This is a genomic window from Leifsonia sp. NCR5, from assembly GCF_002105485.1.
In the GTDB taxonomy this organism is placed as follows: domain Bacteria; phylum Actinomycetota; class Actinomycetes; order Actinomycetales; family Microbacteriaceae; genus Leifsonia.
In genome coordinates, this window is sequence record NZ_NCSR01000001.1 from 309,032 (window position 1) to 322,152 (window position 13,121).

The 13,121-nt window shown below is 70.9% G+C and carries 14 protein-coding genes; 8 read left to right on the forward strand and 6 right to left on the reverse strand.

What is annotated here, in order from left to right; translation table 11 throughout:
• Positions 1 to 82: 82 nt before the first annotated feature.
• Genes B7438_RS01590 through B7438_RS20760 form a run of 3 tightly spaced genes read right to left on the reverse strand, consistent with a single transcriptional unit; the run spans position 83 to position 2,287 of the window.
• Positions 83 to 487 (reverse strand): RidA family protein, encoded by a 405-nt coding sequence (locus B7438_RS01590; RefSeq protein WP_085367571.1) that lies wholly within the window; start codon positions 485 to 487, stop codon positions 83 to 85.
• Entirely contained in the window at positions 480 to 1,283 is an 804-nt protein-coding gene (locus B7438_RS20755; RefSeq protein WP_143465508.1) for an IclR family transcriptional regulator, read from the reverse strand. The genes B7438_RS01590 and B7438_RS20755 overlap by 8 nt, the downstream gene beginning before the upstream one ends.
• Entirely contained in the window at positions 1,280 to 2,287 is a 1,008-nt protein-coding gene (locus tag B7438_RS20760; RefSeq protein ID WP_256921827.1) for a sugar kinase, read from the reverse strand. The genes B7438_RS20755 and B7438_RS20760 overlap by 4 nt, the downstream gene beginning before the upstream one ends.
• A 142-nt stretch (positions 2,288 to 2,429) precedes the next feature.
• Between B7438_RS20760 and B7438_RS01600 the strand changes: the two genes are divergently transcribed.
• The 8 genes from B7438_RS01600 (at position 2,430) to B7438_RS01635 (ending at position 9,797) form a co-directional block, all read left to right on the forward strand.
• Positions 2,430 to 3,680, forward strand: coding sequence for an alanine racemase (locus tag B7438_RS01600; protein WP_256921828.1), 1,251 nt, complete (start codon positions 2,430 to 2,432; stop codon positions 3,678 to 3,680).
• 92 nt (positions 3,681 to 3,772) lie between these two features.
• Positions 3,773 to 4,420, forward strand: coding sequence for a bifunctional 4-hydroxy-2-oxoglutarate aldolase/2-dehydro-3-deoxy-phosphogluconate aldolase (locus B7438_RS01605; RefSeq protein ID WP_085367572.1), 648 nt, complete (start codon positions 3,773 to 3,775; stop codon positions 4,418 to 4,420).
• Positions 4,417 to 6,054 (forward strand): amidohydrolase family protein, encoded by a 1,638-nt coding sequence (locus B7438_RS01610; RefSeq protein WP_085367573.1) that lies wholly within the window; start codon positions 4,417 to 4,419, stop codon positions 6,052 to 6,054. Before B7438_RS01605 ends, B7438_RS01610 begins: the two co-directional genes overlap by 4 nt.
• 65 nt (positions 6,055 to 6,119) lie before the next feature.
• On the forward strand, positions 6,120 to 6,398 hold the full coding sequence (locus B7438_RS01615; protein WP_085367574.1) for a hypothetical protein: 279 nt from the start codon (positions 6,120 to 6,122) through the stop codon (positions 6,396 to 6,398).
• Positions 6,399 to 6,407: 9 nt separating this feature from the next.
• A complete protein-coding gene (locus B7438_RS01620; RefSeq protein WP_143465510.1) occupies positions 6,408 to 7,028 on the forward strand; it encodes a hypothetical protein in 621 nt (206 codons plus the stop codon).
• Positions 7,029 to 7,030: 2 nt separating this feature from the next.
• Positions 7,031 to 8,137 carry a peptidoglycan-binding protein gene (locus tag B7438_RS01625; protein ID WP_085367576.1) on the forward strand — a complete coding sequence of 369 codons (1,107 nt, stop codon included), beginning with the start codon at positions 7,031 to 7,033 and terminating at the stop codon, positions 8,135 to 8,137.
• Positions 8,128 to 8,727, forward strand: coding sequence for an ATP-binding cassette domain-containing protein (locus tag B7438_RS01630; RefSeq protein ID WP_085367577.1), 600 nt, complete (start codon positions 8,128 to 8,130; stop codon positions 8,725 to 8,727). Before B7438_RS01625 ends, B7438_RS01630 begins: the two co-directional genes overlap by 10 nt.
• Entirely contained in the window at positions 8,727 to 9,797 is a 1,071-nt protein-coding gene (locus tag B7438_RS01635; RefSeq protein ID WP_085367578.1) for a hypothetical protein, read from the forward strand. The genes B7438_RS01630 and B7438_RS01635 overlap by 1 nt, the downstream gene beginning before the upstream one ends.
• 76 nt (positions 9,798 to 9,873) lie before the next feature.
• Here the strand turns inward: B7438_RS01635 and B7438_RS01640 are convergent, their stop codons facing one another.
• The 3 genes from B7438_RS01640 to B7438_RS01650 are packed head-to-tail and all read right to left on the reverse strand — an operon-like array spanning position 9,874 to position 13,098.
• A complete protein-coding gene (locus B7438_RS01640) occupies positions 9,874 to 11,034 on the reverse strand; it encodes a mannitol-1-phosphate 5-dehydrogenase (RefSeq protein ID WP_085367579.1) in 1,161 nt (386 codons plus the stop codon).
• A 16-nt stretch (positions 11,035 to 11,050) separates the two neighbouring features.
• Complete coding sequence (locus B7438_RS01645; protein ID WP_085367580.1) at positions 11,051 to 11,488, reverse strand: PTS sugar transporter subunit IIA; 438 nt, start codon at positions 11,486 to 11,488, stop codon at positions 11,051 to 11,053.
• Positions 11,485 to 13,098, reverse strand: coding sequence for a PTS mannitol transporter subunit IICB (locus B7438_RS01650; protein WP_085367581.1), 1,614 nt, complete (start codon positions 13,096 to 13,098; stop codon positions 11,485 to 11,487). The genes B7438_RS01645 and B7438_RS01650 overlap by 4 nt, the downstream gene beginning before the upstream one ends.
• Positions 13,099 to 13,121 lie beyond the last annotated feature (23 nt).

Below are 13,121 nucleotides of genomic sequence, written 5' to 3' on the forward strand. Positions count from 1 at the left end.
CCCCCGCCCCCGCAAATGCATGCATTTCAGCCGGGCGCGGACCGGGCCCGGGGCGGGACGGGTCAGGTCAGCTCAGCTCAGCTCAGGCGAGGACGGCGAGCGCGTCGATCTCGACGAGCATCTCGGCGCGGGGGAGCCCGGTGAAGACGGTGGTGCGGGCCGGGAGGACGCCGGAGGCGACGCGCGGGGCGATGAAGGCGCCGAATGCGTCGTTCATCGCGGCGAAGTCGTCGCGGGTGGTGAGGTAGACGCGCAGCATCATCACGTCGTCGAAGGTCGCGCCGCCCGCCGCCAGGATCGCCTCGACGTTCTGCAGCGTGCGGGTGGTCTGCGCGGCCACGTCGCCGGGGAAGAGGTATTCGTTCGTCGCAGGGTCGACGGGACCCTGACCGGAGACCTGCACGAACGGGCCGCGCTTCACCCCCTGCGAGAAGGTGTGCGCCGGGGCGGGGGCGTCGGTGGTGGAGATCGCGGTGCGGTCAGTCATCGGTGTCCTTTCGAGACGGTCGAGATGGGGTGGTCGGAGGAAGGAAAGGGGAATCGCCGGTGAAGCCGAGCTCCGCCGAGATGCGGGCGGTCGCGTCGTGCAGCGCAGGAAGCAGGCCGAGGACGCCCTCGTACGGCAGCACGACATTCGGCACGGAGACGGACACGGCGGCCGCGATGCGCCCGTCCGCGCCGAACACCGGGGCGCCGACGCAGTTCATGAACGTCTCGTGCTCCTCGTGGTCCTGCGCCCAGCCGCGTTCTGCGCTGCGGCGCACCTCGTCGATCAGCTCGGCGGCCGACCCGATGGTGTTGCCGGTGAAGCGCTCGAAGTCGACAGTGGATGCGACCCGCGCCAGCTCGGCATCGTCCAGCCCGCCGAGCAGCACCTTGGCCACCGCCGTGGCGTGCAGCGCGGCCGGCAGCCCCACCCGCGAGTACATCCGCAGCGGCTGCCGGGATTCGACCTTGTCGATGTAGGTCACCGTCCCGCCGTCGTATGCGGCGAGGTGCACGGTCTGGCCGGTGGCGGCGCCGAGCGCGCGCAGCACCGGGGAGGCCACGCCCCGCACATCCCGGGTGTCGAGCGCGGTCTGCGCCAGCGTGAACACCGTCGAGCCGACGTGGTATCGGTACTCGGAGTCGCGGGTGACGTACCCGTGCTCTTCGAGCGTCCTGAGCAGCCGGAGCACCGTGGTCTTGTGCACGCCGACAGCCTCGGCGAGGGCGTCGAGCGTCCGGGTGCCGTTCGAGACGAGGTCCAGCAGGTCGAGAGCGCGGGAGAGGGACTGGCTCACGACGCCGTCCGCCAGGGGATGTCGCCGGGATGCACGTGCCACGCCGACCAGGTGGCGTCCGGTGCGTCCGCGAGCAGGTCGCGCTCTCGCGCATCCGGGACCGTCAGCGGGCGATCGCCGTGGCCGATCAGCGTCAGCGCCGCGAGGGCGTGGCCGAGCCGCAGGCACGCGGCGGCCGACCTGCCCTCGGAGAGCCCGGCGAGGTAGCCGGCGGCGAAGGCATCGCCCGCCCCGACCGGCTCGACCACCTCGACCGTGAGGCAGGCGACGTGCGTCTCCTCCCCCTCCCGCAGGTAGCTGGATGCGCGGCGAGAGTCGTCTTTGAGCACCACCCGTTCGAGCAGTGGATGCGCGTCGAACAGCCGCTGCGGGTCGCTGTGCCCGAAATATGCCTCCGCCTCGTCCGCGCCGACGAACAGCGTCCCGGCTTGCCCGACGAGCGCGTCGAGCGGCGCCGTGTCCCTGCCCTGCCAGAGCCGCGGCCGGTGGTTGAGGTCGACGCTGATGGTGGTGGCCGGCCCCGTCGTCTCGCGGAGGGCCGCGACCGCCTGTGCTGCGCTGTCCGAGATGGCGGCGGTGATGCCGCTGGCGTGCACGATGGCGGCGTCGCGGAGGATGCTCGCCGCCGGGTCGGCTGCGAGGGTGCCCGGCCCGATGGCGGACGCGGCGGACCCGCTGCGGTAGTAGTGCATCCTGGTGCCTGCCCCGTGCGGGCCGCTTGTGGTCTCTTTGACGTAGATGCCGGTCGGGCGGCTGTCGTCCGTCTCGACCGCGGACAGGTCGAGGCCGGCGTCGGTCGCGGTGGCGCGGATGCGCTCGCCGAAGCCGTCGTCGCCGAGGCGCGAGATCCACGCGGTGGGGATGCCCATCCTGGCGAGGGAGGTGGCGACGTTGAACTCGGCCCCGCCGACGTCGGAGCCGAACGTCTCCGCCTCGGCGAGCGGCCGGTGCGCGTCCGGGTAGAGGACGACCATGGCCTCTCCGATGGTCACCAGTCTGCCCACGCGCACCTCGTCTCGTGTCGTCCCGTGCCGTCTGGGATGGTCGGCGCTGCGCCGGGGTTTCGCCGGGGATGGTCGTCATGCTAGAACAGGGAGAACAGTTTATGCAATCTACGTTGCGCCCTGTGCAACGCGAAGGAGTTGTGTGCTCGCCAGCAAGGCCATGCCGCTCGCATCCACCGCGGACGAGGTCGCCGCCCTTGCCGAGCGCCGTCCGCCGCTGACCGACTTCCCCACGCCGCTCGTCACGGTGAGCGAGGCCGCCGTGCAGCACAACCTCGACACGATGGCCGCCTGGTGCGCGGCGGCCGGAGTGGGCATCGCCCCGCACGGCAAGACCACGATGAACCGCGAACTCTGGCAGCGCCAGCTCGACGCCGGCGCCTGGGGCATCACGGTCGCGACCCCCTGGCAGCTGTCGGTCGCCCTGGAGTGGGACATCCCGCGGGTGATGCTCGCCAACGCCCTGGTGCAACCGGATGCGCTGCGTTTCGTGGCTCCGCACGCCGAGCGCGTGCTGGTGTGGGCGGACTCGGTGCGCGCGGTGGAGATCATGGATGCCGTGCTGGCGACGGCGGACGACCGAACCTCGCCGCTCGGCGTGCTGGTCGAGCTCGGCGCTCCGGGAGGGCGCACCGGGGCGCGCAGCGTGGAGGACGCGCTGGCCGTGGCCGAGGCGGTCGCCGCATCCACCGGCCTGCGGCTGGCGGGGGTGGCCGGGTACGAGGGCGCTCTCGCGCACGACGGCACGGACGCCGCGCTCGGGGTCGTGCGTTCCTACCTCCAGCGGATGCTCGCCCTGCACGACGCGATCGAGGCCGCCGGACTCTACCCGGACGACGCCCCGACGATTCTCACGGCGGGCGGCAGCGCATACTTCGACGTGGTCGCCGAGGTGCTCGCGCCCCGCCGCGACCTGGCCGGGGAGCGCGGGCGGGCGGTCGACGTGCTGCTGCGCTCCGGCGCGTACATCACCCACGACGACGGCTTCTACAGCGGCATCACTCCGCTCGGCCGCGGCCCGGGGGGCGAGTTCCGTTCGGCGATCCACGGCTGGGCGACCGTCGTCTCCCGTCCGGAGCCCGGCCTGGTGCTGGCGGATGCGGGCAAGCGCGACTTCCCGTACGACGAGGGGCTGCCGGTGCCGCAGGCACTTCGACGGTTCGGCGAGCGCACCGTGACCCCGTTCCCCGACGCCGTCGCCACCGCGATGAACGACCAGCACACCTTCGTGCGCGTTCCGGAGTCGGCGGTTGTCCAGGTGGGCGACGTGATCCGCTTCGGCCTCTCGCACCCGTGCACCACCTTCGACAAATGGCGGGCGCTGCCGGTGCTGGACGACGTCACGGCGGAGACGCCGCGTGTCATCGGCCTGCTGGAGACAGCGTTCGGCTGACCCCGCCCCGTCACCCCACCGCGGCCACCGACGACCCGCACATCCGCCGCCACCCAGCCACCGACCACCCGACCACCCCAGCGCAGGAGCCCATGAGCCACACCGACCCCGCCCTCCTCGACACCCTCCGTGCCGACCGCGCCATCACCGTCGTCCGCGCCCCGCGCATCGACGACCCCTCCGCGCTCTGCGCCGCCCTGGCCGCCGGGGGCATCCGCGCCGTCGAGTTCACCTTCACCACCCCGGGCGTCGAGCGGATCGTCGCCGAGGCCGCAGCGGCCGCGTCCGAGCACGGAGCGCTGGTGGGGGCCGGAACCGTCACCGACGAGGCGAAGGCCGAGGCCGCCATCGCCGCAGGAGCGCGCTTCATCGTGACCCCCGGCCTGCACGACGGGGTCGCGGCGATCTGCCGCGAGGCGGGCATCCCGTTCCTGCTGGGCGCGCTGACCCCGACCGAGGTGATGCGCGCCGTCGAGGCCGGAGCCGCCGCGGTGAAGATCTTCCCGGCGACGCTCGTCGGCCCCGGCTACCTGAAAGACCTCGGCGGCCCGTTCCCCGGCGTCGAGTTCGTGCCGTCCGGCGGCCTGCGTGCCGACAACGCGGCCGCGTGGGTGCAGGCGGGGGCGCTCGCCGTCACCGCTGGATCGAGCGTGGTCTCCGCCGCGACCATCGAGGCCGCCGACTGGGATGCGATCACCGAGCGGGCGGCGGAGTTCCGGGCGGCGGCACTCCGGCCGTGAGCGGGGAAGCCGCGCCCGGCGCATCCACTGGCGCATCCACTCTCCTCCGCGGCGGCCTGGTGCTCGATGGGTCCGGCAGCCCCGGCCGGGTCGCCGACGTGCTGCTGCACGGCGACAGGATCGCGGAGGTCGGCCGGCACCTCACCGCTCCCGGCGCCCGCATCATCGACGCATCCGGGCTGGCCGTCGCGCCCGGCTTCATCGACATGCACGCGCACTCCGACCTCGCCGTGCTCACCGACAGCGCGCACCTCGCCAAGGTCTCGCAGGGCGTCACGACCGAGGTTCTCGGCCAGGACGGCCTCTCCTACGTCCCGGCGACTGACGAGACGATGCCGATCCTGCGCGAGCAGCTGGCCGGCTGGAACGGCGTCCCGGACGGCCTCGATTTCTCCTGGCGCAGTGTCGCGGACTACCTCGCGGCCGTGGATGCACGCGGCACCGCCGCGAACGTCGCCTACCTGATCCCGCAGGGCTCGGTCCGCATGGCCGTCGTCGGCACCGAGAACCGCCGGGCCACCCCTGCCGAGCTGGACGGCATGCGCGCGATCGTCGCCGCCGGGATGCGCGACGGAGCGTTCGGCCTGTCCTCCGGCCTCACCTATGTGCCGGGGATGTTCGCCGACACCGCCGAGCTCGCCGCCCTCTGCGCCGTCGTCGCCGAGCACGGCGGCTTCTACGCGCCGCACCAGCGCTCGTACGGCGCGGGAGCGCTCGACGCCTACGCCGAGATGGTCGCCATCGCCCGCGACACGGGATGCGCGCTCCACCTCACCCACGCGACGATGAACTTCGGCGTGAACCGGGGGAGAGCCGCCGACCTGGTCGACCTGATCGACGGCGCCATCGCCGACGGCGTCGACCTCACCATCGACACCTATCCATACCTCGCGGGCTCCACCACCCTCGCCGCGCTGCTACCCAGCTGGTCGGCGGTCGGCGGCCCGGAGGCGACCATCGCCCGCCTCGCCGACCCGGCCGTGCGGGCCAGTGTCGCCCACGAGCTGGAGGTGGTCGGCACGGACGGCTGCCACGGCGTGCCCGTCGACTGGGCCACCATCGAGATCTCCGGTGTGCGCGACCCCGCGCTCTCCGCTGCGGTCGGCCGCACCGTCGCCGCCATCGCCGCCGACCAGGGCGTCCCGCCCACCGAGGCGTACTTCGACCTGCTCGTCGCCGACCGGCTCGGCACGAGCATCCTGCAGCACGTCGGCGACGAGCAGAACGTCCGCACGATGATGCGCCACCCCCGGCACGCCGGCGGAAGCGACGGCATCCTGGTCGGCGCGAAGCCGCATCCACGGTCGTGGGGCACGTTCCCGCGCTACCTCGGCCACTACGTGCGGGAGGAGGGCGTGCTCACCCTCGAAGACGCGATCGTGCACCTCTCCGCGCGCCCGGCAGCACGGCTGGGGCTGGCCGACCGCGGGCGGATCGCGCCCGGGATGATTGCCGACCTGGTGATCTTCGACCCGGCCACCGTCGCCGACCGCGCGACCTACGACGACCCGAGGCAGCAGGCGGCGGGCATCCCGTGGGTGTTCGTCGCGGGGCGGCCGGTGATCGCGGACGGGAGGCGCACCGGCGAGACGCCGGGTCGTGCCCTGCGGAAGGCGTTGATTACAAACATTTGAGGCTTCACATATTAATGCTAATTTCCTAGGAAGTGTCGCAGCAGACACGACGGAAGGAAACTGCAATGAAGCACGGAATCACTAAGAAGATCGCAGGGATCGCTGTCGCCGCCGGGATCATGAGCGGGGCAGGCCTGGCCTTCGCAGCGCCCGCGCAGGCCGCGACCTATCACGTCGGTCTCTCTACCTGGCAGGCATACAACTACCCCGACTCCGCTGGAAAGATCCGTCACTTCAATAGCACCACCAGCGGGGTCAAGTACGCGGCATGGGCGGCGAAGGGTGGCACGTCGAAGCAGAACGTGTGCTGGGCCGGCATGACCGGGTACGGATTCCAGATCTAGGTGCCCGGCGTGCGCAAGCTGAGCGTGCGGGCTACGGTCGTCTGGTTCGGGGCCGGCACAGCTCTCTTCCTTCTCGGCGGCTGCGCTACGGCCTCGGAGAGTGTGCCGAAAGCATCAGGTGTGTCCTCCGAGGAGGTGCCGACATTCACTGGCCCCTGGGCCGCCGAGTTCGCCGAGAACTATCGAGAGACCGACGACGAGACAGCACGGACCATCCTCGCCAAGGAATCAATCACCGACGCCGACTACTCCGAGATCAGTGACACGTTCGTGGCCTGTATGGCCGCCAAGAACTTCACCGTGACGATCGACGACGAATATGGCGCGTTCTCCGTCACGAACAGCTTCGACGGGGAGGACCCCGTACTGAAGGCTGCGTACACGGCCTGCGCGTCTGGCTTCAATGCTGTCAGCGGTCTGCGAGCGCAAATGCTTCGAAACCCTGAACGATTGGACGAGAACACGATCGTCGCAGCGTGTCTGGTCAAGAAGGGCCTGGTTGATCCGGGGTACACCGCGAAGGACTATGCGCGCGACCTGGAGGACTGGAGCTTTCCGTTCGGCCACGACTCGATGAAGGCCGGTGAGTGCTTCAGCGACCCTCTTGAACTCAACGACCGGGCGGGCTGACGGTGGCGTTCCGCCGCCGCACCCCGGGCGCCGCACGGCGGCGCATCCCCGGCCGTGTCTCGCTGCTGGTGGCGGTGGGTGCCGCCACGCTCAGCGTCGGCCTGTCGATCGGGGTCGCCATCGCTCCGGCGAGCACCCCGGCCGACATCGCGCGCTCGACGGGCACCGGCACCGTGCCCGTCTCGTCGCAGCAGTTCGCCGACGGGCGACAGCTGAGTCTCGCCGTCGCCCCCGGCGCTCAGCGCACCCTCGCGTTCCCGCGGGAGGGGCGTGTGACCGCGATGAGCTGCGTGGGTGGCGGTGAGCTGGCGTCCGGGAGCTCTGCCGTGTCCGTCAACGACGAAGCGCTCATCCTGCTCGCCACGGGGCAGCCGCTGTGGCGCGACCTGGCGGTGGGAGACAAGGGCCCGGATGTGTCTGCGCTGCAGGCCGAGCTGGCCCGGCTCGGGCACGATGTCGTCGCGGACGGGACGCTCGGCCGCGGTTCGCTCTCGGCCGTGCGCGCGCTGGCCAAGGGGCTCGGCCATCAGTCGGCGGACTGGCAGACCGTGCCGGCCGACCTGTTCGTGTGGTTGCCTGCTCCGGTGGTCACCGCCGTGTCCTGCGACGCGCAGGTGGGCGACCAGGTCACCGTCGGCGATCCTCTGGCCACGTTGACGCGTGCTGTCGCGTCCGCGACTGTGCAGGCCATCCCGGCCGAGACGGTTCCCGGGGAGCGCGTCATCGCCGTCGACGACGCGACCATCCCGGTGGATGCGAACGGTGCCGTCGTCGCGGAGGAGTCGCTGCGCATCCTGGCCGACACCCCGTCCTATCGCTCAGCGCTCGGCGGCGGGCAGGGGCAGGGACAGCAGGACGCCGGGGGTCAGGACGGCGCCGTGACGGTGTCCGTGGATTTCCGGCTCGCCGAACCCGTCGCGACGCTCGTCGTACCGCCCGCGGCCCTGTACGCGATCGAGCAGGAGGATGCGTGCATCCTGAGCGGTGGCACGCCGCACGCGGTGCGGCTGATCGGCTCGCAGCTCGGCAAGACGTTCGTCCAGCTCGTCGCCCCGGCGACAGTGACGCGCGTCGACCTCGGCGTGCGGGGTGCACCGGCGTGCAGGTAGTGGCCACCGGGCTCACGCACCGCTTCGGCGACGCCGCGCCTCTGTTCGCCGACGTGAGCTTCAGCCTCCTGCCGAACAACGTCTACGCCCTCACCGGACCGTCCGGCTCCGGCAAGAGCACGCTGCTCAGCATCCTCGCCGGATGGACCGAGCCGACAGGCGGGACCGTGGAGCGCGACGGCATCCAATCCACCGCCTGGGTGTTCCAGAATCCGCACGGCGTTCCCGGGAGAACGGCCGAGGATCACGTCGGCCTTCCGCTCCTCGCCCGCGGGATGCTGCACGCTGAGGCCCGCGCCGAAGCCCGGCAGAGGCTCGCGCGAGTCGGGCTGACGGCGGTCGCGTCCGCGCCGTTCCACCAGCTCTCCGGCGGCGAGGCGCAACGGCTCATGCTGGCGCGCGGGATGGCGGCGGCGCCCGACCTTCTGCTCGTCGACGAACCGACGGCCCAGCTCGACACGACGTCGTCCGACGCGGTCAACGAGGCCTTGTCCACCCTCGCGGAGGACGGGACCATCGTGGTCGTCGCGACCCACGACGCCCGCACCCGGGATGCGTGCACCGCCGCCATCGACCTGGCGGCCCACTGATGCGCCCGCTCGCGATCCTCACCGAGGCGCTGCTCAACCTCCGCTCCGGCACGACCAAGGGCGGGATCTTCGGGACCGTGCTCTGCGTGATCCTGGTGGCACTCGCTGCGGTGGAGGTGAGCACGGTCGCCGCGCTGCAGGATGAGGGGCGCCGCTATCGCGCATCCGGCGCCGCGACCATCGTCTACGTTGCCGACGGGCGCATCGACGGCGCGGTCTGCGAGAGCCTGGCCGACGTCGACGGGGTGCGCGCCGCCGGCGCGATCCGGGCAGCGGAAAAGGTGACCGTCGACCGGCTGCCGGGGTCGCGCATCCCGGCGTTCGCGGTGAGTCCGAGATTCGGCGGGTTCGAGTCGCTGGGCAGCGCGCGGCCGGGCGCAGGCGTGCTGGTGTCCGCCGAGGTCGCGGAGACGCTGGGGTCCCGGGTCGGCGACCCGCTGATGATGCGGGAGGGCTCGACGGTGGTCGGCGGCGTGTACGACTACGCCGCCGACGGCCGGATGCCCGGCCTGGGCTACGCCATCCTGATGCCGACGAGCGACGACCGTGCGTTCGATCAGTGCTGGCTGGAAGTCTGGCCCCAGTCGGCCGCCGTGGAGAGGCTGCTGCCGACGACGGTTCGCTCGAATACCGGCACGAGCGATTCACGAGCGCCGCAGCTGCAGCAGCTCAACTCGACGCTCGGCGTCCGTTTCGATGGGGCAGGGCGGTTCGACGTCCGGGTCACCCGGTTCGCACCCCCGGCTGCCGCTGTCGTCGCAGCCGCGCTCGCGTTCATCGCCGCGTGGCGGAGACGGCTGGAGTTCGCTGCGGCCAGGCACAGCGGCGTGCGTGGGGGAGACCTGGCCGTGCAGGTCGTCATCGAGACGACGTTCTGGGCAGTTCTCGCCGGGCTCTGGGCATCCGGGGCTACGGCGGTCATCGTCGCGGGAGCGGGCGACCCCGCGGCGCTCACCGAGCTCGCCGCCCGGGTGATCGTCTCCGGGGCCGCCGCTACCCTGGTCGGCGCCATCGCCGCGGTGCTGCTCGCGCGAGAGAAGCAGCTCTTCGTCTACTTCAAACGGCGCTGAGGCAGACGGCGCTGAGGCAAACGGCGCTGACGGCAAACCTCGCCGCCAGCGCCGTCGTCACTCACGGTCGCAGGACCTATCTGGCAGACTCCTGCACACCGCGCACCGTCGCGACCAGCGGCGCGAACAGGCGCTCGTCGTCCGTGATCCCGGTGATCTCGCGCACGATGTCCTCCGCGGACGCCTCGCGCAGCAGCTGCTGCAGCTCGACGCTCTGGGTGTCCTCCGGAACGTCGAACCGCAGGGCGGCGCCGACGGCCGTGAGCAGCGCATCCGGGATCCCTCCCGTGTACTGCACGTAGTCGGCGGCCGGGCCGATGAAGCGGTCGTCGCGGCCGAGCTTGCGCAGCGGCTCGCGGCCGACGCGGGTCACCTCGTCGACCAGGTACGGGTTCGTGAACCTGTCCAGGATCTTCGCCCGGTACGCTGCCAGGTCGGCTGCGTCGAGGCCGTGTTTGGCCGCCAGCGCCGCCGACGTCTCCTCCAGTGCCGCCTCGGCCGCGGAGCGCACGGCGGGGATCGCGATGGCCTCGCTGATCGTCGTCGCTCCCGCCAGGAAGCCGGTGTACGCCACGGTCGCGTGCCCGGTGTTCACCGTGAACAGCTTGCGCTCGATGTACGGCGCGAGCGAGTCGACGAAGTGTGCGCCGGGGATGCTCGGCTCCGCCCCCGCGAACGGGCTGCGGTCGACCACCCACTCGTAGAACGCCTCGACCGTCACGTCGATCCCGGCATCGGGCGCCTGGGCGGGCACGATGCGGTCGACGGCGGTGTTGGCGAAGATCGCCTTCGCGGCCAGCTCATCCCGGGTCTCGTCGTCCGGCAGGCCGTCGAACAGCTCGGCGGCGAGCAGGTCGGTCGCGCCGATCGCGTTCTCGCACGCCATCACCGCGAGCCGCGGGGCGTCGTCGGGGCGGGCGGCGAGCCCGGCGGCGATCACCGGCGCGACGAAGCGCAGGATGCGCGGGCCCACCGCAGTCGTGACGATGTCGGCCGACGCGATCTCCTCGACCAGTGCCGCCTCGTCCGTCGCGCTGTTGATCGCACGGAAGCCGTCCACCACGGTGGTCTTCGACTGCTCGCCGACCTCGTGGACGCTGTACGAGTCCGCAGCGGCCAGGGCGTCGATCAGCTCGGCGTTGACATCCGCGAACACCACCTCGTATCCGGCTTCGTGGAGCAGGAGCCCCACGAAGCCGCGGCCGATGTTGCCCGCACCGAAGTGGACGGCTTTCATGCGTTCCTCACCCGTCCTATTCGTTCACGTCGCCGAGGAGCGCGAACAGGGCGTCCGCATCCGGTGCGTCGAGCAGTTTCTGCACGTCGTCCTCCTCCGAGAAGAGGATCGCGATCTTGGACAGGATCTCCAGGTGCTCGTTGTTCTGCCCGGCGATGCCGACGACGAACCGCACCTCCTCGCCGCCCCAGTCGAGCGGGGAGGAGTACCGGATGAACGACAGGGCGGACCGCTTGATCTCGTCCTTGGACTCATTGGTGCCGTGCGGGATCGCGAGGCCGTTGCCCATGAAGGTCGAGACGGTGTTCTCGCGGTCCTGCATCGAGTCGACGTACGCGGGCTCCACCGCTCCGGCGGCCACCAGCAGGGCGCCGGCCTCGCGGATGGCGTCCTCCCTGGTGGATGCGGTCCCCGCCGCCACCACGTTGGCCCTGTCGAGAATTGTGTCTGTCATCGGTTCGCGTCCTCCGGAGTGTTCTGCTGCGCCTTCACGAGGTCGACCACCTCGTCGTAGCGCGGGCTGTTCATGAAGTTGTCCACCGAGACGTGCTGCGACGCGGGGGACTGGCCCTTCGCGCGGTCGGTCAGCTCGCGCTGGGTGATCACGAGGTCGGCGGTGCCGTCGAGGTTGCTGATGGCCTGGTTCGTCACCGTCACCCCGTCGATGCCCGCCTTCTTGATCTTGTTGCGGAGGACGGAGGCGCCCATCGCGCTCGACCCCATCCCAGCGTCGCACGCGAACACGATGTTGCGCACGAGCCGCGACGTCGCGTCGCCCTGGGCGTCACCGGTGTCGTGCTCTCCCTCGTTGACGAGGCTCTGCAGCACGCTCGACTCCTTGCCCTTGTTGGCCTGGGTCGCGGCGACGGCCGCCGTCATGTCACCGGCGTTGCCCGCAGCGAGGTCGCGCTTGCGGCTCGCACGCAGGATGACGGAGCAGACGATGAACGAAACGGCGGCCGCTCCGATCACCGAGAGCACCACGCCGACGAGGCTCGGGCCGGGGGTCTGCAGCAGCACGGCGATGATCGAGCCGGGGGAGGCCGGAGCGCGGAGGCCGGTCTGGAACGCGGCGTTGATCGCGACACCGGTCATACCGCCGGCGATGGCGCCGATGATCAGGATCGGCTTCATCAGCACGTACGGGAAGTAGATCTCGTGGATGCCACCGAAGAACTGGATGATGATCGCGCCGGGTGCGCTCGCCCGGGCGACGCCGAGGCCGAAGAACGAGTACGCGGCCAGGATGCCGAGACCGGGGCCGGGGTTCGCCTCGAGGAGGAACAGGATCGACTTGCCGGTCTGCTGCGCCTGCTCGATGCCGAGCGGGGTGAGCACGCCGTGGTTGATCGCGTTGTTGAGGAACAGCACCTTGCCCGGCTCGATCAGGATGCTCGCGAGCGGCAGCAGGTGCAGGGACACCAGCCAGTTCACCGCACCGCCGAGCACGCTGCTCAGCCATTCAACGATCGGTGCGATGCCGAAGAACGCACCGATCGACAACAGCATGCCGGCGATGCCGGCCGAGAAGTTGTTCACCAGCATCTCGAAGCCGGCCTTGATCTTGCCGTCCCAGATGCGGTCCACCTGCTTGATCACGTATGCACCGAGCGGGCCCATGATCATCGCGCCGATGAACATCGGGATGTTGCTGCCGACGATCACACCCATCGTGGCGATGGAGCCGACCACGCCGCCACGCACGCCGTAGACCATGCGGCCACCGGTGTTCGCGATCAGCAGGGGCAGCAGGTAGGTGATCATCGGGCCGACGAGGCCCACGTACTGGTTGAAAGTGTGACCACTCGGGTCCTGCGCCAGCACGGTGGCGGCGCCTTCCCAGCCGATCTTCGCCTGGTCCCCGAAACCGCCGAGGATGCCGCTGATCGCCCAGTTGGTGCTCTGCAGCCAGCCGGTCGCGATGAAGAGTGCCGTGATGAACCCCCAGGCGATGAACGCAGGGATGTTCGGCATGACCATGTTCGAGAGGAAGGTTCCGAAGCGCTGCACGTGAACGCGCGCGCCGTTCGGCTTCCGTGTCGTCGTCTCTGACGCCGTGGACATTGTGGTGCCTCGTTTCTTGTCGG

What these genes read in the sequence shown, in the direction of transcription:
- B7438_RS01590 (WP_085367571.1), bottom strand. Translation starts at nt 487, where the DNA reads ATGACTGACCGCACCGCGATCTCCACCACCGACGCCCCCGCCCCGGCG.
- B7438_RS01605 (WP_085367572.1), top strand. Translation starts at nt 3,773, where the DNA reads ATGAGCCACACCGACCCCGCCCTCCTCGACACCCTCCGTGCCGACCGC.
- B7438_RS01615 (WP_085367574.1), top strand. Translation starts at nt 6,120, where the DNA reads ATGAAGCACGGAATCACTAAGAAGATCGCAGGGATCGCTGTCGCCGCC.
- B7438_RS01635 (WP_085367578.1), top strand. Translation starts at nt 8,727, where the DNA reads ATGCGCCCGCTCGCGATCCTCACCGAGGCGCTGCTCAACCTCCGCTCC.
- B7438_RS01640 (WP_085367579.1), bottom strand. Translation starts at nt 11,034, where the DNA reads ATGAAAGCCGTCCACTTCGGTGCGGGCAACATCGGCCGCGGCTTCGTG.
- B7438_RS01645 (WP_085367580.1), bottom strand. Translation starts at nt 11,488, where the DNA reads ATGACAGACACAATTCTCGACAGGGCCAACGTGGTGGCGGCGGGGACC.
- B7438_RS01650 (WP_085367581.1), bottom strand. Translation starts at nt 13,098, where the DNA reads ATGTCCACGGCGTCAGAGACGACGACACGGAAGCCGAACGGCGCGCGC.